This window comes from Neolewinella persica DSM 23188 (assembly GCF_000373105.1).
In the GTDB taxonomy this organism is placed as follows: Bacteria; Bacteroidota; Bacteroidia; order Chitinophagales; family Saprospiraceae; genus Neolewinella; species Neolewinella persica.
The window spans coordinates 112,247-136,292 of sequence record NZ_KB890418.1 but is presented as its reverse complement, the minus strand read 5'-3'; the positions used below and the strand labels follow the sequence as shown (position 1 = coordinate 136,292).

Here is a 24,046-nt window from a genome sequence, read left to right as displayed (position 1 = left end):
AGGACCAACACTATTTGAAAAAGGGTGAAGCTGCCGGTTTACATAACAAAAGCCTCCTTACGAAGGCCAACGGTATGAAACCCGGCAATCGCCAGACCGGAGCCTCCCAGACCCGGTTTTCGCGAAATGGCTGCAAATATACGAATAGTTCGTTTATACCAGCAGTTACCAGTAAATATGCAAAAGTTTTTGCGGGGAACCGTGCAGAGGAAGCGCTTAGTCTACCAAAGGCGGGCTTTCCTCGACGGAGGCAGGGAGCCTTAGATAGTTCCAAGGACTATTGCTTGATCACCTTGCGGGTAACGGAACGCCCCTGCTGATCGCGCACCAACACAAAGTAGGTACCAGCAGCAAATGGGCGCAGATCCAGTTCAGTTTGATCCGGAGTAGTGAACTCTTTGCGAACCAGCTGCTGGCCGGATACATCGAACAGTTCTACACTAAGCGGTCCAGTAGTCGCGGTTCCTGAAGTAGTAATCCAGAGCACATCCGGCGTCGGGTTAGGGCTCATGGTTACCTCCAGCGGCAGGGCCTCCTGCCCTCTTATATCGGTGATGTTGCCTTCTGAATCAAAAACGATAACAAAAACGTCGCTGGAAATGCTTGTTTCCGAAGCGTAGCCAGTGGCGATAACGGCTGTACGGGCTGTATCGACGAAAGCAATATCTGCGGGATATATACTCGTATAAAAGTTCGAAAATTCGAATGTGTTTACTAACGTCATCGCTACCGGATCAACCTCTACAACGCGGAGTAATTGGGGGTCGCCTACCCTCCTGGTGTTGTAGCCAAACACCAGCGTAACCTTACCATTGGGTCGTTGAGCCAGTTGATGTCCATAGGGGATAAAATGTCCACTTTCTATTACTATCCTACCAAGATCAGCACCATCAGCACCTAATTTTCTAAAATCAAGCTGCCTATCCTCAATACTTCCTCTACGACCAATATAGTTTAAAACCCCAATTGCCCCGTCGCGCATAGAAAGCAGTTTCGTCTCTGATGAGAAGTTAAAGTTCGGAATTTGGTAGGTATTCCTCCAGTTCTCCACCCCGCTTGTAAGATCATAGCTAACAACAAGAGTGCTGTCATCCTCATACGAGGATCCAGCAATAAGAAGGTTGCCTTCTTGGTCTACCTGCATACAGGAAAAAAATCCCGTTCGCTCCGTATAAAAAGAATTCAATTCTGCACCGGTAGAATCGGCATAAACAACTCTGGAGCGGAAATAACCACTACCTTCATCATCTATGGTGAACTTGCTTTCCGAAAAGGCAAATTCCCCTTGCCCAAGGTCTGCTATAAAATTAGATCTGAAACCAATTTGGTCCGTTTCGGGTTCAGCCCTCCACAACTCATTTCCTGCCGGGTCCGCTTTGGTTACCACTAACCCCGTGTTATTGCGATGATGAATCAGGAAATTTCCGTCCCTTGTTGGCACCACAAATGCTCCATTGTTGACTACTGTGCGTTCAACAAGTAGCTCGCCTAAAGAGTCGATGGTCCAAAAGCTTATACCGGCCTGACCATCTGGACCTGCACTGACGGTTTGTAGCAATAATTTGCCATCCGGAAGTGCAACAATCCCGCGTGCGTTCTCTTCATCATCATACCAGGCGCTTCCTCCTTTAAAAAACGTTAAAGATTGGTCCGAATTATCAAACCGCGAGAAAGCCTGATCACCATCATCATAGAGCGCCGAGAGCATAATATCACGACTCTCTATATAATACGAACCGAATAATTCAAAACCATCCACATATCTGCTTTCTTCCACAAAGGTGTTAGTTGGGACGTAATTATTTAATTCAATGAGTTGATAGTATTGGTCAACAGGATTATTGATGAACACTTTGTTTTTTCCGTACCAGGTCGCCCTTTCTCCTTCATGAAAATCGGTTAATCCTGATATCAGGTGCTCTTCAATTCGATTACCCAAAGTATCCATAGTGATAAAAGCACGGCTCAGGTCCCTTCTTCCCGCAACCACAATTACCGAATCACCAGGAGGGCGGTGAGCAGATGAGAGAAACTCATACGCACGCGCATTGGGATCGTTGACAGCATACTTAAATAATTGTTCCCAAAGGACTTCACCAGTTAGGGTGACCAGGGTAACAAAAACCTCGTCTCCTCGACCTCCCGTCATTAGAAGATTACCATCCGTCTGCCGTTCAAGACTCCATATTTCCGAGAAACCATTATTAAGATAGGTGAAAAGTGGCACGAGTCCTTCGGTGGCCGACACGCTGGCTACTTTAGGTGCCGTTTCCGGGAAATCTCCATTTTCAGCATAAACAAGGACCACTTCCGTCGAGCTGATAAAGTCAAGCCCCCTGATCCCCCCCCTTAGATCGTCGTGATCAATTAACGACTGATTCCAACTTAGGCTACCGTCCGCGTTAAAATAGGCCAAATTGACCGTATCTTGTTCATTGTAATATCCACTATTATAGACAACGAGGAATCCGCCATCTGGCCCACCAAAAGTTTCCAGTAGTTCTTCATGTTTAGGTAGTGCCCACACGGTACTGTCGATAAAACCTCCCGTTGGGCCAATGGTCCAGAAGGCGATGTCGTTACTTGAAGACTCAGCATTTTCCCTGGTGCCTATGAGTACGAAGGCATCTTCTCCGGTTTTTTCAATGGAGAATCCCTTTTCTTCCGCCCAGGGATAAGGCAGGCCGTAATATTTGCGAAAGATTTCCTCTTGACTAAAAAGAGAAAGGCTAGTCATGATTAACATGACTATTGGCAATAAGAATCTTAACATTAATAGATTGCTTTAGGTAAGTTGTAAATAGGTCTCACAAACTTACAACTTTACCTACGAAAAGCCACTTAAAATCATACTCCTAAAGATATCGTGAGTCTTACTCGATATCGGTAAAACTTTTGCGAAATAAATTCCCTACAGTACGCTGTCCACTATATTACAACCCCGCCACCAACTCAAAAGCCTCCTTAATCGCCCGCTTAGCGTCCAGTTCCTTAGCGTTGCGGGCGCCACCGATTAATTGAACCTTTATCCCACTCGTTTCCAGCTTGTCGGCCAATTCCCGCAGCGGCACCTGGCCGGCGCAAATAACCACGTTTTCCACGTCCAGTACCCGGGGTTCACCAGCCACCGTGATGTGCAGCCCGGCATCATCCACCTTCTCGTAGGTACACTGGGCCAGCATATTGACCTTTTTCATGGTCAGGCTGCTACGGTGGATCCAGCCGGTGGTTTTACCAAGGTCTTTGCCGTGCTTGCCTTTGGATCGCTTCAGCAAAAACACCTCCCGGGGAGAAGGCAGCGGTGCCGGCGCAGTTGCCAGGGAGCCACCGCGTTCGTAGTCCATGTCTACGCCCCATTCCTTCATGTAGTCCTCGACGCTGAGACTGACGGAAGGGTGATCGAAGTCATGGCTAAGGAATTCAGCTACGTCGAAACCGATGCCACCGGCACCGATAATGGCTACGGACTTTCCTACGGGCTTGCCTCCGGCCAGCACTTCGGCGTAGTCGAGTACTTTGGGATGATCAACGCCCGGGAAGTCCAGCTTACGGGGCGTAACGCCGGTGGCGATGACCACCTCGTCGTACCCTTTACCCGTCAGCATTTCTGCCGTTGCTTTGGTATTCAGGTGAACGTTTACCCCGAATTTCTCCAGCATCACGCCATAATAGCGGATCGTCTGCTGATATTCTTCCTTGCCGGGGATGATCGTCGCCATGTTGAATTGCCCACCGAGTCGACCGCTCGCTTCGTAGAGATCGACTTGGTGACCGTTTTCGGCGGCCACTGCTGCGGCAGCCATTCCTGCGGGTCCGGCGCCAATGATGGCCAGTTTTTTGGGCGCGGACGCAGGTGCAATGACCAGTTCCGTTTCGTGGCAGGCACGGGGATTGACGATGCAACTGCTGACTTGCAGAGTGAAGGTATGGTCGAGGCACGCCTGATTGCAAGCAATGCATGTATTAACCTCCTCAGGTTTGCCGGCAATGGCCTTGGCTACAATGTTGGCGTCGGCCAGGAAAGGCCTTGCCATGCTCACCATGTCGGAGCAACCATCGGCCAATACTTGTTCTCCAACCTCAGGAGAATTGATTCTGTTGGTGGCCACCAGGGGGATATTGACTTCCCCCATCATCCGCTTGGTCACCCAGGCAAAACCGCCGCGGGGTACCACGGTGCCAATGGTCGGCACCCGTGCTTCGTGCCAACCGATACCGGTGTTAATGATCGTAGCGCCAGCCTTTTCAATCTTTTTGGCCAAATGCACCACTTCTTCCCAGGTGCTGCCACCTTCCACCAGATCGAGCATCGAAAGCCGGTAGATGATGATGAAGTTTTCGCCAACGGCTTCGCGTGTCCGCCGGACAATCTCCAGGGGAAACTGAATCCGGTTCTCGTAGGGCCCACCCCATTTGTCGTCCCTTCGATTGATCTTGCTGACAATGAACTGGTTGATCAGGTAACCTTCAGACCCCATCACTTCTACACCATCGTAACCCGCTTGTTGAGCCAATTGGGCGCATTTTACGTAGTCTATGATGGTTTGTTCCACTTCGTCCGTGGTCAGTCCGCGCGCGGGGAAAGGTGAGATCGGTGCCTTGGTGTCGCTCGCGGAGACGTTGTGCTCAGAGTAACCGTAGCGACCGGTATGCAGGATCTGCATACAGATTTTGCCATCTTCGGCGTGGACGGCATCGGTCACCACCTTGTGCTTCCAAACTTCGTCCTCATTATCAAGCGGGTGACCGACGGGCAAGGCCAGCCCGGCCTTATTTGGGGCTACGCCTCCGGTAACGATGAGCCCTACCTGGCCGCGCGCGCGCTCGGCGTAGAAAACGGCTAACCGTTCATGCCCCCCTGGAATATCTTCGAGCATGGTGTGCATACTGCCCATCAACACCCGGTTTTTCAGGGTGGTGAAGCCAAGGTCAAGGGGTTCGAGGAGTCGGGGGTAGGTTGGATGGTTTTGCATGGTTTGGTGAAAATAGGACTCCTTCTCTAATTAGCGAATTTTCGCAGGACATTTAATCCACCAGATCATCGCAGGTAAAGTCTGGCAACAATATCCCATACGGATAATGGATCTGCCAATCGGCTAATTGGACTCATCAGCTCGCGGTCCTTTGGGTTGTTTGTCCTGATTTAATCGATAGACAAAGCCCATCACTACGCTTTGTGATCGACGCCATTGAAAATTGCTTTCCGATTTGAAGCCCGGGAGGTCGACGATGCGACGTTCAATACGGGTATTAAAGATATCGCGGCCGCTAAGGGTAAGTGATCCCTTTCCTCGTAGCACGTCAAGTGACGCTCCAATATCTAATGAGTAACGAGAAAGGGTACGGCCCTGGGCGTTATTTTCGGGTGCCTGGTAATCAAAAGAAATTTGAAAATCCAGCTTTTTGCTTAGCTCAACCTGATTATTGATCCTGCCACTCCAGGAAGCAATATTAGCGGAATAATCTTGCTCCTGGTAGCTCCCCTGGATGTCGGCCTGGTAAAGATTAAAATCAGCATTTACCTTCCACCAATCGTTCAGGTCGTAATTAAAATTAAATTCAACACCAAATGCGTTTCGTGTAGCAAGGTTAACCGGGAAGCGAGTGGTAGTGCCGTCTCCGTTAGGAAGGACCAATCGTTCGATGACTCCCGTTGTTCGGCGGTAGTAGATGCTCGCAAGGACGGAACCTTTAGTTAAATAACGCAACCCGCTAACTTCGTAGGAGTCGGTAAATTCAGGTCGTAATGAAGGGTTCCCCATTGGGTTACCACGAGGATCATTAAAATTAGAAAAGGGAAGCAGCAGGCGAAAATAGGGACGACTAAGACGTCGACTATAGCTCGCTTGAATCTGTGTTGTTTCTGCCAACTGGTAAGACACTGATGCGCTCGGAAAAAGGCTGAAATAATTTTGCGGGCTCTCAGTCTCTGCCTTTAATAAGGTTGCATTGATATCCGATAGTTCTCCACGCAATCCAGCCTGAACCCCCACATTACCAAATTCTCCGGAACCGATGAAGTAGGCTGCGTAGATATTTTCGGTGTACTCCAATTCGTCGTCGAAATCAGAAAGGGGAATGAACTGGCCGGCGGCATCGGCCTCCTCCACCAGAAAAGCATTTCTGATCGTCCTTAGCGCCGTCCGCAGACCTCCCTCCAGCTTGAGGCTATCGTTGAAGGGATGCACGTAATCTGTCTGGAGTAGCAGATTAGTTTCGTATTCAGTATTACTGGCATTTTGCAGTCTGTTATCTTCAAGTATCGTGCTGGTCTGGGTAAAATCGGTAAGCTCAAGGTCATCATCAAGAATATACTTGAAGTCGATGGTGAATTCCCGGTCCTTCTGGTCAAAAGTACGTTTGAAAGAGAGCGCCGTTTCCAGCTGTTCGTTGTTGGAATCTTCGGTGCCTTCACGGATGGTGGTATCCGTCACATCGCCCGAACTGTTGAGGTCCCGGTAGGTGACGGTAGCGAAATTCTCGTCGCTAGATTTACGGTAGAGCAGTGAGCCGGTGAGCACGTTTCGTTCTGAGAGGTACCAATCCAGCCCCAACTGGAGGTTACCGCCGAGTCCGCCGCGGTCCTGGTCGGTCTGACTATCGAAGGCATCCACGAGCCGGCCTCCTTCGTCGAAGAAACGCTGGGTAGCACTGCCGCCTCCCGGAGTACGTTGGTAGCCGACGCCGAAATTAGAGAAGAAATTGAGGTTATTGCGTCGATAATTAAGGTTATAACTCGCTCCAAAATTTTCGGGAACCCCGACGTTAGCACCGAAGGAACCATTGAAGCCCTTCTTCTTATCCTTTTTGAGAATGATGTTAATGATCCCGGCCTCCCCTTCCGCCTCATATTTGGCTGAAGGATTGGTAATGACTTCGACGGATTCAATGATGTCTCCCTGCATCCTCCGAAGTGCGTCAAGATCTCCGGAACTTAGCATAGCTGAAGGCTTACCATCCACCAGAATCCGCACACCGTTACTACCCCGCAGACTCACCGCTCCTTCGGTATCCACCGTTACGGAGGGTACGTTGTTGAGAATGTCGGCCGCAGTACTACCCGCGCTGGTAAGGTCTTTTCCAACGGTAAAGACGCGTTTGTCCAGTTTTAGCGCCATACTACTGCGTTCGGTCGTAACCTCAATAAGGTCAAGCTCAACGCCAGCTTGTCGCATCGTTAGTTGGCCCAGATCTTTCTTCTTTACGGTAGCGGGGATGATTATATCCGATAGCGTATTATTCTCATAACCTAGAAACTGGAGCACCAGGTAATAGCTGCCAGGCTGGATATTAAAGGAGAATTTTCCATCCAGGTCAGTGGTTGCATTCGTCACCATGGAACTGTCAGCGGCGGAGTAGGCAATCACGGTAGCAAAAGAGAGAACCGCTTCATTATCCTCCTGAATCACCCTACCGGATGCAACTACAGCACTTCCAGGCTGCGTAAAACCAACCGTTGAAAGCATTAAGATAAGTATAAAGGCGTAGAGGTATCTCACTGAGTTTGACTTTAAGGGGGCTTCGAAGAATTAACCGTCTAAGAAAAACAGGCAGTTTTTGTTGCGCTTCTTCCTTTATTAGAAATTTTTCTAAATAGCTCCGACTCTAAAATTATACTTCTGCCTGGTTCTCCTCAAGACCTCAATAATTCCCCCTTTCAAAACCACCATCCGACCCGACACCCCAGTGCCATCTCCGGCAACCACCGCCTGCCTTCCTGCACCGGGCCGAAGAATCCCCATTCTTCAAAATCGTCAATGTCTTCTCGTACGCCTACCCGGTCGGTGTATTTCACGTCCCTTAAAAAAACACCCAGCCCCGTGTATACATCAATGAAAAGGTGACGGCCAATAAGACGCTGAATACCAACTTTGCCGATAGCCGATAGGCGGAAACGGTCTTGTCGGGCAACATCAACGGATAACCGGTCTCCTTCCAGCGTAGTGAACCTGCCCTGAATATTACGCTCCATGAAGGTCACCGGCAACTCTAAGCCGACGTAAACATCCCGGTAATTCCTACCTACATCGTACCGTATTTCCGGTCGAAGACCAAAAAAGCTATAATCCCGTTTAGCCAGGTCATTTGGTAAGTCAGAAGAGCGATCAAAGCCATACTCAACGTCCAGCAGGTAACTGAACCGGTTACTTTTGAACTGCGCGCCCAGTCGCAGGCGGGGCAGCACGTTGATAAAGCTGAAGGGCATAAGGTGCAGGCCGAACCCCCGTTCCATATCTGTGCCGGCCGCGAAGCGGCTTTCCTCCAGCACTTCGCGTTGGGTGGTCGAATCCAGGCTCTCCAGCCAGCGCTTACTCACGCGGGCCGGAGGATTACTCTGGGCAAAGAGTTCGCCGGCCGTCAATAGCAGGCACAAGCAGAAAAAGCAGTACTTCATAAATAAACAGGGTTTAGAAGTAGGAACGTTTCCAGGTGAAATTCGCTGCATGGGATTGATCATCAGACCGTTTCCGTCTTTTGACCGCGCAACCGCCTCATCCCGTACTGCACGCCGATCATGACCGCGAGACCGATCACGTAAGAACTGATGAACAACAGCCAGTCGTAGGTATCCCGTTTGAGGGCATCACGACCGGAGGTAAGGCCCCATAGGTTGCCGATTCCCCGTTTGACGAAAAATGTAGTGACCAGGTTGGAAGCCAACAAACCAGCCAGGTAACCGATGGCCAGGTTGAGTACTTCCTGACCGATGAATTCCTTAAATTTTGGCATACTTTTTTACCTCAAATGTAAGCGCTTGCCTGGGATTTAGCCTTCGGTCTTATTTCGGCGCTTTTAACCCCAGCCAGCGTTAGAAAAACGCTTCATTTACAACTGGAGGAACAACCGGCACCCGAATTTTGAGGAAGCATCCATTCGGGTCGCACGGCCCTGACCCATTGCTCCTCCATCCTTTCCCGGCACCGGCGGCCGCGCCCTCCCCTTCCGCTTTCACCCAAGCAAGAACTATCTACGCCCTCCATCGTTTACCATCCGCAACCCCAAAATAAAAGACTTATGCCCCAAGCTAAAACCCTCGGCGAACTACGCGCCACTGGCTATACTTCCCGCTCCGTAAAGCAGGAACTACGTGATAACCTGATCAAAAAATTAAAGGCCAAAGAGGAAGTCTTTCCCGGCATTATCGGTTTCGACGATTCGGTACTACCCGATATTCAACGTGCCGTATTGAGTCGGCACAGTATTCTGTTACTTGGCCTGCGCGGACAGGCGAAGACCAGAATTGCCCGCCTGCTGGTAAACCTCTTAGATGAATATATGCCGGTAGTGGCTGGCAGTGAACTCAATGATGATCCGCTGGCACCCATCAGCCGCTACGCGGAAGACCTCATTGCCCAGCACGGAGACGCAACGCCCATTGAATGGGTACACCGTGATGAGCGGTACGTCGAAAAACTGGCGACGCCCGATGTCTCCGTCGCTGACCTCATTGGCGACGTGGACCCCATCAAAGCCGCCACCCTCAAGCTGACCTATGCCGACGAACGGGTGATCCACTACGGCCTGGTCCCGCGCGCCCACCGGGGAATTTTTGTCATCAATGAACTTCCTGACCTCCAGGCCCGCATTCAGGTTTCCCTTTTCAACATCCTGCAGGAAGGCGACATTCAGATCCGGGGCTTCAAGCTGCGCCTGCCGCTTGACATTCAGTTCCTTTTCACCGCTAATCCCGAAGACTACACCAACCGGGGCAGTATTATTACACCACTTAAGGACCGGATTCAGAGCCAGATCCTGACCCACTACCCCAAGACCATCGAGATCGCCAAGGCCATCACGCAACAAGAAGCGGACCTGGTGAAGTCTCAGTCGGAAATGGTAGCCGTAGACGACCTACTTAACACCATGTTGGAGCAACTCGCCTTTGCGGCACGGGAAAGCGAATACATTGACGAAAAATCCGGCGTATCGGCCCGCCTGAGCATCACCGCACTGGAAAACCTGATTTCTACGGCGGAGCGCCGCGCGCTGCTCGCCGGTGATAAGAAAACGAATGCCCGCATTACTGACTTTTGGGGGGTGGTTCCTGCCATTACCGGTAAAGTAGAACTCGTCTACGAAGGAGAACAGGAAGGTGCTTACGGGGTAGCCATGAAGCTCCTCAGCCAAAGCATAAAAACCAGTTTCCTGGAACTCTTTCCAAACCCGGAAGAGGCCGAAGCCAGTGGCCGTTCAGACAGTGACCCTTATGGCATCATCCGAGCCTTCTTCAGCGGAGGCAATGTGGTGGAACTGCTCAATGATGCCTCCAACGACGACTATCATAAGGCGTTGGACGGCGTCGCCGGCCTGCGCAAATTCGTCACCGGCCACTTGCACGACCGAAAGCTTGGCAAGGAGGAAACCTACCTGCTGATGGAGTTGGTCTTACAGGGCCTTGCGGAAACCGACGTACTGAACAAAGAGACGATGCAAAACAGCCTCAGTTTCAGAGATGTCCTGGCGGATATGTTTGGCAGTGAGGACCTGGACTTTGGATAAGGGGCGCTGCGCGCCCAGTTGCAGGGACGCTTCGCGCCCAGTTGCAGGTGTTGCAGAGACGCTTCGCGCCCAGTTGCAGGTGTTGCAGGGACGCTTCGCGCCCAGTTGCAGGTGTTGCAGGTGTTGCAGGTGTTGCAAAATAAACCAATCCTGTAACTCCTGCAACAGGAGCGAAGCGCGCGCGCAACAGGAGCAAAGCGACCTTGTTAATCTTTTGTGAACGATCTTTGCCCCTCAAATCTAAACTTCAAGCAAATGCTCCTAGTTGGCGGCTATACCACCAATATTCCCCAAGGGCCCAAAGGAAAAGCCCGGGGTATATCGGCCTATGATTTCTTCCCAACCGACGGGCGGATCGAATTCCTGGGATTCACCCCGGCCCTTGACCCAAGCTACCTACTGACTGATCGTAAACGCAGCATCGTATATGCGGTACAGGAAGTTGCCGGTAATGGCAGCGCTGGAGTAACGGCGCACAAGATCAGCAGGAACAACAGGGGTAAAATAAAATTCGAACTGATCAGTGATTTCACCTTGGCCAGTGAAGATCCTTGTCACTTAGCCTTTGCTGGCAACACCCTATTGGTTTCCAGCTTCAGCAGTGGTCACTTGCACGTGATCGAACGGCAGGAAGACGGCAGACTGGGTGCTGAATTGCAGACCGTTACATTGGAAGCCTCCAAAGAGGGAAAAATGGCGCACGCCCATTGCGCACTCCTGGTTCCTAAGAAGAATTGGGTCTTGGTATGCGACCTCGGAAATGACCTGTTAAAAGTATATGATCGGGCAGAGGACGGTACATTGACTGGCCGGCCGGAACTAGACCTTCCTTTTCAGGAGGGCCACGGCCCACGACATATTGCGCTGCATCCTGAGGGAGATCTTGCGGTCGTTAATGGAGAAAATGTGGGCCAGGTCCATCTGATAGACGTTAGCGGAGACAGACCATTGCGGGCGACCACCGCCAATGCGCTGCCGGAACGAGTAATCGAAGAGGCCAGCGGTGCAGCCATCCGGTTTGGAAGCAGTGGTAAGATGATTTATACCAGCGATCGCACGTTCAGCGTCGTCACGGTATTAAGGGTTGACGAACGGGGGAAGAAATTGGTCGTTAGAGACACCTTTCCAAGTGGCGGAGAATCTCCCCGGGATCTGATTGTGTCTCCCAATGATCAGTGGTTACTTACGGCGAATACACACGATTCAACGGTAGGCGTTTTCAGGATAGATCCACGAGGGGGGTTGGTTCATCACCATACCTTCCGGAAGGTACCCAGCCCTTCTTCGCTTGCCTGGTTGTAGTTTTATCACTGCTTAATCCCGTTAATTAAAGAGATTCTGCCCATGAAACCACACTGGCTCGTCGGTCTTGCAGCACTGCCCATCGCCTACCTGGGCCGTAAGCTCAGAAATGACCCACAATTTGGCGCGAGCGCAGGTGCCATGAAATACGTTAAAGAGCAAGGTTCCGTAGCCTGGAAGATGGGCGCCTTCCGGAATCTGGATAAAACGCGGTTACAGGAAGACATCGGCAGTCTTTTCGGAGACTTGGTCGGCTATATCCAGGCTAAGCATACTCAGCCCGAAACACTATTACCCGTAGCCCTCAACGATACAGCTTTGCAGCTTGACCCCTCCAAGGATTTTATGACATGGTATGGTCACTCTGCACTCCGGCTGGAAAGCGGTGGAAAAACGATATTACTGGACCCCATGCTAGGAGAATGGGTAGCTCCTGTCCCCTTCCTTGGTCATCGTTTTCCTTACCAAGATTATAATCCGCTGGCAGATTTTGGGACCATTGACCTCATTGTCTACTCCCACGATCACTACGACCACCTGGATTTCGATACCCTCATGGCTATTAAGGATCGGACCAAAGCATTCCTTTGTCCACTTGGTTTAGGGGCGCACCTCGTCTCCTGGGGCATACCCCAGGACAAGATTACCGAAGTGGACTGGTGGCAAAGCGTAGAGCTAGCGGGCTGTCGATTCACGGCCACACCGGCCCGGCATTTCAGTGGGCGGTCTCCGAGTACTCGTAACAAGTCATTATGGACCGGTTTTGTCATCGAAACCAACCTTAATAAGCTATATTTCGGAGGAGACAGCGGTTACGGCCGGCACTTCAAAGAGATTCATCGGAAACTAGGTGGAGGCTATGACTTGACCATGCTGGACAGCGGGCAATACCACGACCGATGGAAGAATGTTCACATGCAGCCAGAAGAAGCCCTGCAGGCACATGCTGAACTTGACGGTAAAAATTTACTACCCATTCATTGGGGAGCCTTTAGCCTAAGCAATCACGCCTGGTTTGACCCCGCTGAAAGAATCACGAAAGCAGACGCAGCCGGCTGTGTGGTCAGCCCAATGGTAGGCCAGCGTTTTGAAATTGGTAATACTACAGACTGCCAGGAACATTGGTGGGTGGAACCATCGCCAAGTAAGGGATAAACTAACCAATTCGGTTTAACCCTTGAAAAATGTAAGACTACTACTGACTAACCGTTCGCATCAACCCCATTCCCGTAAGGAAGAAGATGCCACCAATGATGGCCACTCCCCAAGGATTCTGTCCGAAAGCTAACCCCTTATTGAAGATGGACATAACGCCAACGGCCAGGCCGATAGCGCCAACGACCGTAAAGAGAATACCGAGAATTTGCTTGCTTTTCATGCTTATTAACTTTGGCGCGAAGATAGAATGCACGCAGCCACTAATGTGTAATCAGACTAAAATATCCTTCACCACGTGTCCGTGTACGTCCGTCAGGCGGTGCCTCCGTCCCTGTTGCCTGAAGGTAAAACGTTCATGATCGATGCCTAATAATGGGTGTCGCTCAGAAGAATTATTGATTGCAGGTTAGTACGTTCTGCTCAAAAAAAACACATTAACGTTCCCTCACACCTAAAGTATTACAGCTTTGCCTATATTTGCCGTCGAACTTTTGGTTCGAAAAAAGAGCTTAATAATCAACGGGCTGTTCCCGTTGGTTACGACGAAATAACATCAAACGTGAAATCATCGCATCGAAAGCGGAAACTGCGCCTTCCCCGGGTTGTTTTAGTTTCTGCGCTTTGCCTACTTGTTTGTGGCGCCATTGTCTACTCCCTTGTTGGCTTGGCACCACCTCCACCGGCACCTCAATTAAGTCCCTCTGCCTTCCCATTGGTAGAGCCAACCGTTAAATACGGCCTTGCTCTCGACACCGTGGAGTATCGGGTTGATACGATCCGTAATGGTCAGACACTGTCTGACATACTCACCGCTCAGGGTCTGGGCAACCAGGAAAGCTTTGACGCTTCAACTCGCTTCAATGGAATGTTCGACGTTCGTGGCCTCCGGGCCGGGCGTACCTATAGTGTACTGGACGACCCTGACACTGAAGGTGCTGACTTCCTGGTCTACCAGCCAAGTATGTTCAACTACGTCAGATTAGACCTTCAGGGCAATGAACTCGATCTTAAAGCCGACCTCCCTATGGTGATGGAGTTGGACTTTGCTTCCGGCGTAATCGAATCCAATGTCTCAGATGCGTTGGATGGCACGGGCCACACCGTTGCCCTCACCGCCGGCATGGAAAGTGCCCTGCAGTGGTCGGTAGATTTTTACCACATGCAACCACAGGATCGTTTCCAGCTGGTATTCGAAAAGCAAAAAGTTGGTAAAGACGAAGCCATTGGCAAAGTACTCGCTGCACGGTACAGCACTGGCGGGGAAGACATCTACGCCTTTTGGTACGAAACGCCCGATTCTTCTTATGCTGGATTCCTCGGCCTCAATGGCGAACCGATGAAATCTACCTTCCTGAAGTCTCCGGTCCAGTTTAGCCGGGTCAGCAGCTCGTATAATTTACGTCGTTTTCATCCGATCCTCAAACGGACCCGCCCACACTACGGCACGGATTATGCCGCGCCTTACGGCACGCCTATCCTATCCGTTGCTGACGGTGTGATCATCGAACGCGGACGTCGTGGAGGTAACGGAAACTTCGTTAAGGTCCGTCATAACAAACAGTTGACGACGCAGTATCTCCACATGCAGAAGTTCGCCTCAGGGCATAAAGTGGGCAGCCGGGTAAAGCAGGGAGAAACGATTGGCTACGTTGGTTCTACCGGCCTGGCCACCGGGCCTCACGTTTGCTTCCGCTTCTGGAAAGACGGCAAACAAGTTGACCACACCAAGTTTAAATTCCCACCGGCCAAGAAAATGGACGACGAGATGCTCCCCGGCTTTTTTGCCCAACGGGATGCTTTCCTAGCCCAACTCAACGAGATCGGCGAACCTGCTCAGGATACTGAGGCGCAGATCATTGAAGGACAGCGCGTTCAGGAAGAACTGAAAAAGGCAAAGCAGGAAGAGGCGAAGTAAATTCAAGTTCTCGGGTTGTCAAGTTGTCGGATTATCCGATAAATGCAATTTATAATTGTCATTGAACCTAAGAGCGTGTCTAAGACGCTACTACTAGCTTGGGATTTAGCGACACCGACGCAGGCAGCAACGCAGCTAACGAGAGAATAGGCTACCGCGTTAACCAACCACTTCGCTACGGTGCACTTCGTGGCTGCCTTCGCCGGTTGTTCACCAAGGGTGAGCAAGCGAGGCGAACGATACTTGCGGTAGCCATTAACTTCGCTGTTGCCTGCGGCGGTCGATTATTCACCGGTCGATTATCCATCATTTGATTACCATCGCGACTGTTTCAACAGATAATAGCTCATTCTAGCCCTTGATTCGCATTCGTAGTCCGAGAGGTCGTAGATAGCCCGGAATCTCTCAGCGGACTAACCAGCTCCTACGTCTCGTATCGGCCGACAAGCTATCCCTAGCAAATTCCAGCACCTCAAACTCCTGTTGCCTTGCTGGGTTGCATCCTTCAAATGAAGCGTATTGTGAGGCATTTGAGGTCCGACCGCTCGAATCTATAAATCTGGCTAAGCTTGGCCCTCCCCTAGAGAGTGATGCCCTTCCGCCAATCATATTTTACTTCAATTAATTGAACCCACGCAACTTTTGGACATCCCAAGAGCATCGTACCGCGATAATCTAAAACGACATGAATACCTGGTTTACTGCCGACACCCACTTCGGCCACACGAATATCATTAAATATACCAAACGCCCATTCCTCAACGCAAAAGCAATGGACGAAGCTTTGATCGCCAACTGGAACGCAAAAGTCCAGCCCGGAGACAATGTTTACCACCTGGGGGACTTCGCCCTGAATTCTGCCTCCGAATGCAACGACATCCTTGATCGGCTAAATGGCAACATTCACCTCATTAGAGGAAACCATGAGGCCTCAGCAGAAGCCTGTGCCAAACGATTCGTTTGGGTAAGGGATTATTACGAGCTGATGGTGGAAGACGAGGAGGCCCACCAGGGACAACAATCCATCGTACTGTTTCACTACGCCATGCGGGTATGGAACGCCAGCCATCATGGCAACTGGTCACTATATGGTCATAGTCACGGCACCTTACCTGATGAGCCTGCCTCACGTTCAATTGATGTAGGCGTTGATGTTCATAATCTCTCCCCCCTTAGTTATCAGGAGGTCAAAGTTATTATGGCTAAGAAGCAATGGGTTTCTCCATTTGCCAGAGAATGACCAGCCAGCTACCTTAGCGTAAAATATTTACCTATGCGCATCCTTATTTGCCTGCTATTATTCAGTTTAGTTACCTCGCTCACTTCCTGTAATCGCAAAATCAAAGGAAAAGATACTGACCTGATTTGGGCGGATGAATTCAACGGTCATGAGCCGCCGAATAGCGCTAAATGGGGGTTTGACATCGGTACGGGGGACTGGGGATGGGGAAATAATGAGCTGCAATACTATACCAATCGACCTGAAAACGTACGACTATTGAACGGCAAACTGGTGATTGAAGCCCATAAGGAAGACTACGAAGGCAGTAAGTACACCTCCGGCAGGGTGGTTACCAGAAACAAGGCTTCCTGGGTACATAAACGAATCGCCATCCGTGCCAAATTGGCCAGTGGCCGGGGGACCTGGTCGGCCATCTGGATGCTGGGTGATAAAGTAGAGGAAGTTGGTTGGCCGTTAGGTGGAGAGATTGACATTATGGAACATGTGGGACATGCTCCGGACACCCTTTTCGGTACCGTCCATACCAAAGCCTTCAATCATATGCTCGGAACCGAGGACGGAGGGAATACCACGGCTAAGGACCTGGAGACCAATTTCCATATTTACTCCATTGATTGGCATGAAGACCGGATCGAGTTTAAACTTGATGGCAATACCTACCACACCTTCCACAAACGGGATAATGCCACCGATGAAGAATGGCCGTTTGACGAGCCGCATTACTTACTGATGAACCTGGCCGTTGGCGGAATGTGGGGCAGCGTAAAAGGAGTGGACGAGGACATTTGGCCCAGGCGGATGGAGATTGACTGGGTTAGGGTTTATAAGCTTTAGCCACTTTAGCGCTTCAACACTGCGTCTCCCAATTTCCGGAGTACCGCCCCATCAACAAGCTCCACTTCAAGCTCCCAGATAAAGACCTGAGGGTTCATCGTTTTGCCGTCCAACGTGCCATCCCAGCCAAAATCTTCGCTTCCGCGTAAAGGATCTGTATTGAGGTCATACAACAGCTCGCCCCACCGGTCGAAGACCCGGAATTGGAGGAACCTTTGCACCTGCGGCCCCGCAAAAGGCCTCAAAAGATCATTTGTTCCGTCTCCGTTAGGACTAAAGACATTCGGAACGTACACCTCCACCGTTCCGTCAACCTGGACTACCACATCATCAGTAGCAAAACATCCCTCTTCATCCATAATCGTCAGCCGGTAAGACTGGGAGGATAAGGGGCGAACAGTTATGGCACTATCAGATTGTAATACCGGCAACGAGCCGCCGCCCGTCCAAATCAAAGTATCCCAGTTAACGAAATTGGTAAAAAAGTCAAGGGATAAGCTATCTCCTAACCGAATAATCGTGTCTTCCCTAAGGAAGACGAAAGGTTCGGAGGCTGGCAGGATATTGAAGGTCGTTTCCGTACCACAACCGTCCTCCCCAATCACTTCCAATAGGTAGCTGCCCAGCGGCAATCCGTCGTAATAAATTCGATCCGTCAGCAGGCCATTGTCCAGCCGGTAACGAAATGGTCCGGTTCCTCCGGTCACATTGAGGATTTCAACACTTCCGTCTCGGTCTTCCACACAAGCTGGTTGATCCACCTCGATCTCCAGGCCATCTATCTGGACAGCTTCCAGAATCAGTTCTACACTATCGGTTGTACTACAGCCATTATCGAGATCAGATACCGTTAGGTAGTAAAACCCTGGCTCAGTTCCCCGAACCTGGTAACTGTCGGCCGTTGGTTCCGCACTATTGCCAGGGCTTCGCCACTCCCGGGTAAAACGAGGTCCTTGTGTACTCGCAGAGCCGTCAATAGTCGTAAAACTTCGGGAGCAATTCAGTACTAATGGGTCACGTAAAATCACATCCGGAGCGACAAAATCTCCAGTAACTACACTCATCACTGTATCCCTGCAGCCATTTTGCAGGTCCCTAGTAATGAGGGTGTAACTCCCTTCAGCGAAAACGGTTTGGCTTACGGCATCTCCCAGCAGCACATTTCCATCATCCAGCCACATGAAACGATATGTCCCCGGAGGAGCCCCGCCGGCAAGCCGGAGCGCTGTACTATCCCGGTTACAGGTTAGCGGTAAGGGTGGCACAATATTGACCGTTGGCGGTGTAAAGTCTTGGGTAACACGCACCGTTTCTACGGTAGCGCATCCATTAATTTCACTTGTTGCCATTAACCTGTAATTTCCAGAAGAGGAAACCATGAGGCGATCGGTATTTGTCGGTTCCTGAAGAATAGCTCCGGGAGGACCGGTCCATTGGTACCTGATGGTACTTCCCTGCGTCTGGCTTACCTGGCTGGTCAGCTGCGCCTCAGGGAGATTACAACTAAGCGCGAATCCCCTCGTTGCACGTATGACAAGGCGAGGCGCCAAAGTATCCTCAAAAACCCTGACGATGTCTGCGCCCGAGCAATCGTTCACCGGGTCCGTAATGTTCATTTGGTATCGTCCGGTGCTGTCCACAAGCGGTGTGCGGGTACCCGCTCCAGAAAGTATGTTGCCATCGGTGGTTGTCCACGAAAAAAGACTTTGTCCACTCACCGTAATACCGTCACCGTTCAATTGCAGCACCCTACGGCTACAAGTCAGGGTCGTATCTGCGCCAGCAAAAACAATAGGTGCCTCGACGTCCCGGAAGATCACCACACTGTCTATTGCCACACATGCATTGCGGGGGTTCGTCACTTCAAAAAAGTAGGTATCCGGTTGAAATATCGTTGCGGTAGTAGCGTCTGCATGATCAATAAAGAACCCTGTCGCGGATCGCCAGGAGTAGGTCGGCTCTTCTAGCCCATTAACGGTCCCGGAGCCTATTACCAATAAAGAATCCAGGGCACAGAAAAACGTGTCCGGAGCACTGGCTCTGGCAAGTGGAAGGGTGAGGTCGGCAGAGACATTTACGGTAAAGTCGTTATCACACCCGTTCTGGTCGTTCCTGATGTAAAAACGAAAACGACCAGCATTGGTCACCTCAACCACACCAGGTTGGACTTCCGGTAACGGTACATTTCCTCCGGGGAATACTTGCTCCCAACCGTAGGTAATATCTGCCCGGCTTATATCTTGTCCAATCAACCTTAAAGTATCGCGGGCGCAATTAACACTGGTGTCAGGAATCGGAATAACTATTGGTAAAGCCTCATCAGTTTCTACCCGAACGGTAGCGGTCGAGCTACAACCGTTGAGTGTGTCCCTGACCAATAGCTGGTAATCTCCGCCACAGCGAACTAATGGGTTCAGGGTAGCTGTTCCTTCCAGGCAAGCGGTGGACGGTCCCCCACTCCATTGATAGACGTACTGCATACCAAGGCTCGAGCGAATCCCATCCAATACCCGACGTTTATTATTACAATCAAGCAAGCGGCTGTTCCCGGCATTGGCTATCGGAGCAACGGTATCGTAGGTCACCAGTACTGTATCCAGGATACGACAATCACTAAACAAATTAGTGGTTTCCAACTGATACAGCCCCCCTGCGGACACCCGCAAACTATCGGCTTCTTCCCCGGCAAGGGTGCCTCCATTCGGGCCAACCCAGCGGTATGAAAAAGGAAAATCCGGTTCAGGAGCATCCTCCCAAAGGAGCACATCGGTGACTTTACAGCTCAGCTTACGATCCGGCCCTGCGTTTCCAACCGGTAGAATCCGACTTTCGGTCACCACCGCTTCTGCCGTTCCACGCAGACCAAATACATTGATCACCACAATACGGTAGGTGCCCGTTTCTGTGACCCGCAATTCTGTCGTGTTTTCTCCTGGCACCACAGCACCATTTCTTCGCCAGGTATAGGTACATCCCTGACATGGATCCCGAAATGTCGTCAACAGAGTAATGGTATCCGTCCGGCAGGTCAGGGTGGTGTCCTCCAGCATGGGGAAAGGCGGACAAGGTAAACGCGTCGCCTCGACGGTAGCACTGATCGGGCAACCATTATCGATATTCGTAACCGTTACGGCGTAGACCCCAACGTCTGCAATCCGCACGGTATCGTAATCACCTTGTGCAACAATGGCTGGCCCAGACCAATTGAACGCATAATTCCCCGGTGCGTCAGGAATAACCGCCAGCGCAAAATCAATGGTATCACAGGGCAAAACAGGAGAACTGAAGGCTAAATCGGGCACCTCTAAGTTATTGAATACCCGAACGTTATCTACGGCATCACAACCAGTTTCCCGCTGGGTAACCCGGAGCAGGTAAATGCCCCCACTTGATACGTCCACCTCCCGGTTTATGCCCAGGGTATCGTCCGCCGTATTCGTCCACAAATAGTCAAAGACCGGGCCAGAGGAGCTTCCTGCTCCGCTTAGGGTTACTGTTCTTTGATAACAATTTACTGTATCCGGAAGTCCGGCATCGGCGATTGGCTGGATCAGGTTCCGGGCTACGTCCACGTAGGTGGTATCAGCGTCGCCGGAGATAAGGTTGTTGATTACAAAGCCAAAGGTTCCTGGCGTAAACACTGTAAGGAGACGTTCATTGGGATCCGTTCGGACAACGGCTCCCGTTGGAATGAGCCACTCTGTTGTTACGTTGGGGCCGGCAGTCGGGACGGAAGTAGTACCATCGAGTAACACCAACGAATTGTCACAAGTAATGCTATCGGGAGGAACGATTACGGAAAGGGCCGGACAATTAGCGGCGACGACAATTCGGGCGGTGTCCAGGCAGCTCTCGTTAAAGTTACCTAAGACCAGCGTGTAAATACCCGGCACCGTGACCACTGGTCGTTGCCCAAGCAGGTTTACCGGAGTTCCATCCCTGAACCACCTGACAACCGGAGCGTCTGTCCCCTGGCTGCGATCAATTCTGGTTTGCCCGGTTTCACAGTTCAGGAAAGCCGTATCGGGCAGTAGGGCCACCACGCTGTTGTTAGCGAGGGAAACCGTTACGGAATCCCGGGATCGGCAGCCGGTTTCCTCATTAATCACCGTATAGTAGTAGGTCCCCGGACAGTAAACCCAGATCTGGCTGGTATCCGTATTGTTTGGAACACATGGACCACTCCAATTTTGTACGTTATCGTAATTAAGGTTAGTACTCCTGGCATCGAGGGACACCGAATCAACGAAACAATCAAACTCAAAAGGCAGGTCGATCCGGATAAAAGGGGTATCCAGCTCCAGAAGGACGCGTGTTTGGTCCGTAGTAACACATCCGTTGTCTACATTAGTGACGGCCAGGCGGAAGAAGCCGCCGGGATCATCAACGAAAAGCGTACGATCCCGGCCAATGGTATCGAACGGAGTACCAATCATCACCCAGCTGTAGGCAAATTCCGGTCCCTGACTGGTCAGTGCAGTACCCAGTGTATGGGTCGGGGTATAGCAATTCAGTCGGAGGGTATCGATGCCCGAGTCGGCTACTGGCTTAAGGGTATCGGCGGGGATGGTTACCATCGCGGAGGCGGAGCAGCGGCTGAGGCGGTCAACGGCCGTCAGGGTATATATTCCGGCCAGGGTGGCTACCAGGGTGTCGGCCGAACCAATGGTGTCGGAGCCAGATTCGTAGGTCCAGTAGAACTCCTGACCGTTGGAGGAGGAGCTCCCAGAGGCATCCAGTGTTCGTTCGGGAAAGTAGCAGGATATGGGCGGGGCCGCAGGTGCCAGGGAAAGGTTGGAAGGAGCAATATCCTGAACAACGGTAAAGGTGGTATCGTTGCTGCAACCGCTGGCGAGGTTAAGTACCGTTAGGGTGACGGACCCCGGACAATCCAGCTGCAGCATCGGGCCGGAGACCGGTCCTGGCAGGCAACTTCCCCTCCAGGTGTATTCGAGGCTAGCCCGGTTGATCTGATTGGTATCGGCTTGTAGATTAAGGGAAGTGACCGCACAGTTGAGCAGTTCGTTTCCGGTTACCGCAACGCTGGGTGTAAGTGTATCGATACCGATGGCATAGAAGGTATCCAGGCGGCAACCGGTGGCCGGATTTTCAATCGTTAACGGGTAAATGCCCGGGGCGTCGACAACGATCTCCGGGCCATCCGAAGGGCCGATGATGTTGCCGCCGGGCGGCACCGACCACTGAAAGTCGTAGACTCCGGCCGGAAAGGGGGTTGCCAGAATACCCAGCGTAGGGTTCCGGCAGGAGATAAAGTTACATTGCTCATCAAGTCCGGTACATTGCACCTGCGTCAGCGCCAAATCAGCTTCCACTTCGAACCGAAGATCGGGGACAATCAAGGTATCCGTCACCGTACACCCTACCCCTCTGGTATCGTGCGTCAATTCGTAAATGTACACCCCTCCGGTATCCACCGTAAGGGTTCGTAAAACACCCAATTCGACACCCAAGGTATTCACCCATACCCCACGGTTTATAAATTCGAAAGAGCTGGCGGATGCATCCAATAAAATTGTAGGGTTGTCACAACTAAGCCCCGATCCGACCGGCGCCAGGCTGATGATCGGATCGATAACGATCAGGTCAAGGTTTACCGTAGAATCACAGCCATTTGCGGCGGGGATCACCCGCGTCGTCTGAATGGTATTAAAGAAAGGTTCCGTGCCGATGAGAAAGGAATCTCCTGCACAAATGGCGAGAGTTGTATCAAAAGTAATGGCTGCCGCAACGGATAAATTCAGGGTAATTATGCTGTCGCAACCAAGCACGGAAAGCACCGTGTCTACGTAGGTCCCCGGAATATTGTACAGGTTGCCGTCCTGAGGGTAAACCGCTTCGGCGCAAATGGTCGTATCCAGCGTTTCCCGCAGGGTGGTGACCACTTCCAGGTCCAGCACAACTATGCTGTCGCACCCCGCCCGTCCCCCGAGCGTTGTCGGGTGGATCCCAGTAGTGGTGTAATCCGTAAAGCCTACCCGATAAACACCGCCATCACAAATCTTGGCCGAGACGAAAGTCGTATCCGGAATCGGGAATAAACGGACCAATTGGCATACCGGTGTAAGGTCCGCACAAAGTAGTGGCGAAACGGCCGAAAAATCCTGTCGCAAGTCATCAAAAGTCATGGTTCCGTCCACCGGTAGCTGCCCTAGTTCTCCCAGTCGATAACTCAGGCCACAGATTTCGTAACTGCCAGCGGGGAAGTTACCCAAATCGGGATTGTCCTGCACGTACAGAACCGAATCGTTGCGGGCAATGGCATAGGTGTAGCCATACAGCGCAGCATCGGGCCGGGGCCGGCGGTAGCGCGGGGGCAAACCTACCGGAAAGGCCGGGGTGAATTCACAGATTTCAATTTCCGGGACAGGTTCCAGCTCACCGGCATCCGCAAAACAACAGGGTCCCTGGGCGTTGAGGTCATCGCAGAATTCCAGGAGCAGGTAAGTCAGTCGTCCTGACTGTAAGGTGCGGGTCGTATTGAAGGTAAAGGTCCAGTTTCCGTTGACCGGACCAGTATTAAAATCTTCGAGGCATCCGCTTGCCGGGGCGTACTCGCCCCGGTACAAACCGAAAGCTGACCAGTTGAAGGGGGCGTTATTATTCCATTGTCCGGGGGCACCTGTATCGGGTGCCGTTGGTTCTCCACAAGTATTGAAATCGATGAACCAGCGCGCCAGGTTGGTGGGCGGACGGGTTTGGGCATTGACCGGACCGATCAGCTGGACGGATTGCCCGGCGGGGCTGGTCACCGTCAGCGTGAAATCATATACATACGAATGCTGGAAGTAAACGCTGACGCCGCAAAGGCCCTGCCCGGCGTTACTCAGGTCATTGTTCAGGTAATCTTCGATGGACACTTCAATGTCCGTTGATCCGAAAGCTCCGATGGCCACCGTATCCGTAAAACCACACCTTTGCCCCCACGCCGATAGGGACAGTCCACAGCAGAGGACCAGGGTGATAATTTTGTGGTACATGGGATGATAAACGCTGAAAATGAGGGATTATTTGGCAAATATACGGTGCAAAATTCTCCCAACCGTGCGGGTCGGGGGCTGGCCCCACCACTGATG

The 24,046-nt window shown here is 51.5% G+C and carries 13 protein-coding genes; 6 read left to right on the top strand and 7 right to left on the bottom strand.

Going from position 1 to position 24,046, the window contains the following annotated elements:
* Positions 1-277 precede the first annotated feature (277 nt).
* The 5 genes from B036_RS0105425 to B036_RS0105405 all read right to left on the bottom strand — a co-directional run bounded on the left by B036_RS0105425 (position 278) and on the right by B036_RS0105405 (position 8,730).
* Positions 278-2,773 carry a T9SS type A sorting domain-containing protein gene (locus tag B036_RS0105425; protein WP_083926142.1) on the bottom strand — a complete coding sequence of 832 codons (2,496 nt, stop codon included), beginning with the start codon at positions 2,771-2,773 and terminating at the stop codon, positions 278-280.
* 160 nt (positions 2,774-2,933) lie between these two features.
* Positions 2,934-4,973, bottom strand: coding sequence for an NADPH-dependent 2,4-dienoyl-CoA reductase (locus B036_RS0105420; protein ID WP_020567674.1), 2,040 nt, complete (start codon positions 4,971-4,973; stop codon positions 2,934-2,936).
* 123 nt (positions 4,974-5,096) lie between these two features.
* Positions 5,097-7,499 carry a TonB-dependent receptor gene (locus B036_RS0105415; RefSeq protein WP_211217370.1) on the bottom strand — a complete coding sequence of 801 codons (2,403 nt, stop codon included), beginning with the start codon at positions 7,497-7,499 and terminating at the stop codon, positions 5,097-5,099.
* A 158-nt stretch (positions 7,500-7,657) separates the two neighbouring features.
* On the bottom strand, positions 7,658-8,395 hold the full coding sequence (locus tag B036_RS0105410) for a hypothetical protein (protein WP_020567672.1): 738 nt from the start codon (positions 8,393-8,395) through the stop codon (positions 7,658-7,660).
* 62 nt (positions 8,396-8,457) lie between these two features.
* Complete coding sequence (locus B036_RS0105405) at positions 8,458-8,730, bottom strand: hypothetical protein (RefSeq protein WP_020567671.1); 273 nt, start codon at positions 8,728-8,730, stop codon at positions 8,458-8,460.
* Positions 8,731-9,015: 285 nt separating this feature from the next.
* Between B036_RS0105405 and B036_RS0105400 the strand changes: the two genes are divergently transcribed.
* From B036_RS0105400 to B036_RS28170, 3 genes are all read left to right on the top strand, one after another.
* Positions 9,016-10,500, top strand: coding sequence for a sigma 54-interacting transcriptional regulator (locus B036_RS0105400; RefSeq protein WP_020567670.1), 1,485 nt, complete (start codon positions 9,016-9,018; stop codon positions 10,498-10,500).
* A gap of 255 nt (positions 10,501-10,755) precedes the next feature.
* The gene (locus B036_RS0105395) at positions 10,756-11,802 is read left to right on the top strand and encodes a lactonase family protein (RefSeq protein WP_020567669.1); all 1,047 of its coding nucleotides are present in this window, start codon (positions 10,756-10,758) and stop codon (positions 11,800-11,802) included.
* Between the two features lie 42 nt (positions 11,803-11,844).
* The gene (locus tag B036_RS28170) at positions 11,845-12,957 is read left to right on the top strand and encodes an MBL fold metallo-hydrolase (RefSeq protein ID WP_020567668.1); all 1,113 of its coding nucleotides are present in this window, start codon (positions 11,845-11,847) and stop codon (positions 12,955-12,957) included.
* A 40-nt stretch (positions 12,958-12,997) separates the two neighbouring features.
* Here B036_RS28170 and B036_RS0105385 read toward each other — a convergent pair whose 3' ends face one another.
* Positions 12,998-13,180 carry a hypothetical protein gene (locus B036_RS0105385; protein WP_020567667.1) on the bottom strand — a complete coding sequence of 61 codons (183 nt, stop codon included), beginning with the start codon at positions 13,178-13,180 and terminating at the stop codon, positions 12,998-13,000.
* Positions 13,181-13,519: 339 nt separating this feature from the next.
* On the opposite strand from B036_RS0105385, the gene B036_RS28160 reads away from it, so the two are divergent.
* From B036_RS28160 to B036_RS0105370, 3 genes are all read left to right on the top strand, one after another.
* Entirely contained in the window at positions 13,520-14,875 is a 1,356-nt protein-coding gene (locus B036_RS28160; RefSeq protein ID WP_157472043.1) for a M23 family metallopeptidase, read from the top strand.
* A gap of 685 nt (positions 14,876-15,560) precedes the next feature.
* Positions 15,561-16,115: a metallophosphoesterase family protein gene (locus B036_RS0105375; protein WP_020567664.1), complete on the top strand. Its 555-nt coding sequence runs from the start codon at positions 15,561-15,563 to the stop codon at positions 16,113-16,115.
* Positions 16,116-16,148: 33 nt separating this feature from the next.
* A complete protein-coding gene (locus B036_RS0105370) occupies positions 16,149-16,952 on the top strand; it encodes a glycoside hydrolase family 16 protein (RefSeq protein ID WP_020567663.1) in 804 nt (267 codons plus the stop codon).
* Positions 16,953-16,957: 5 nt separating this feature from the next.
* On the opposite strand, the gene B036_RS0105365 is transcribed toward B036_RS0105370, so the two are convergent.
* Positions 16,958-23,950: a T9SS type B sorting domain-containing protein gene (locus B036_RS0105365; RefSeq protein ID WP_020567662.1), complete on the bottom strand. Its 6,993-nt coding sequence runs from the start codon at positions 23,948-23,950 to the stop codon at positions 16,958-16,960.
* Between the last annotated feature and the right edge of the window lie 96 nt (positions 23,951-24,046).

Bases quoted from the DNA above. Each gene is read 5' to 3' on its own strand.
- B036_RS0105395 (WP_020567669.1), top strand. From the start codon at position 10,756: ATGCTCCTAGTTGGCGGCTATACCACCAATATTCCCCAAGGGCCCAAA.
- B036_RS0105420 (WP_020567674.1), bottom strand. From the start codon at position 4,973: ATGCAAAACCATCCAACCTACCCCCGACTCCTCGAACCCCTTGACCTT.
- B036_RS28170 (WP_020567668.1), top strand. From the start codon at position 11,845: ATGAAACCACACTGGCTCGTCGGTCTTGCAGCACTGCCCATCGCCTAC.
- B036_RS0105385 (WP_020567667.1), bottom strand. From the start codon at position 13,180: ATGAAAAGCAAGCAAATTCTCGGTATTCTCTTTACGGTCGTTGGCGCT.
- B036_RS0105405 (WP_020567671.1), bottom strand. From the start codon at position 8,730: ATGCCAAAATTTAAGGAATTCATCGGTCAGGAAGTACTCAACCTGGCC.
- B036_RS0105410 (WP_020567672.1), bottom strand. From the start codon at position 8,395: ATGAAGTACTGCTTTTTCTGCTTGTGCCTGCTATTGACGGCCGGCGAA.
- B036_RS0105425 (WP_083926142.1), bottom strand. From the start codon at position 2,773: ATGTTAAGATTCTTATTGCCAATAGTCATGTTAATCATGACTAGCCTT.
- B036_RS0105400 (WP_020567670.1), top strand. From the start codon at position 9,016: ATGCCCCAAGCTAAAACCCTCGGCGAACTACGCGCCACTGGCTATACT.
- B036_RS0105375 (WP_020567664.1), top strand. From the start codon at position 15,561: ATGAATACCTGGTTTACTGCCGACACCCACTTCGGCCACACGAATATC.
- B036_RS0105370 (WP_020567663.1), top strand. From the start codon at position 16,149: ATGCGCATCCTTATTTGCCTGCTATTATTCAGTTTAGTTACCTCGCTC.
- B036_RS0105365 (WP_020567662.1), bottom strand. From the start codon at position 23,950: ATGTACCACAAAATTATCACCCTGGTCCTCTGCTGTGGACTGTCCCTA.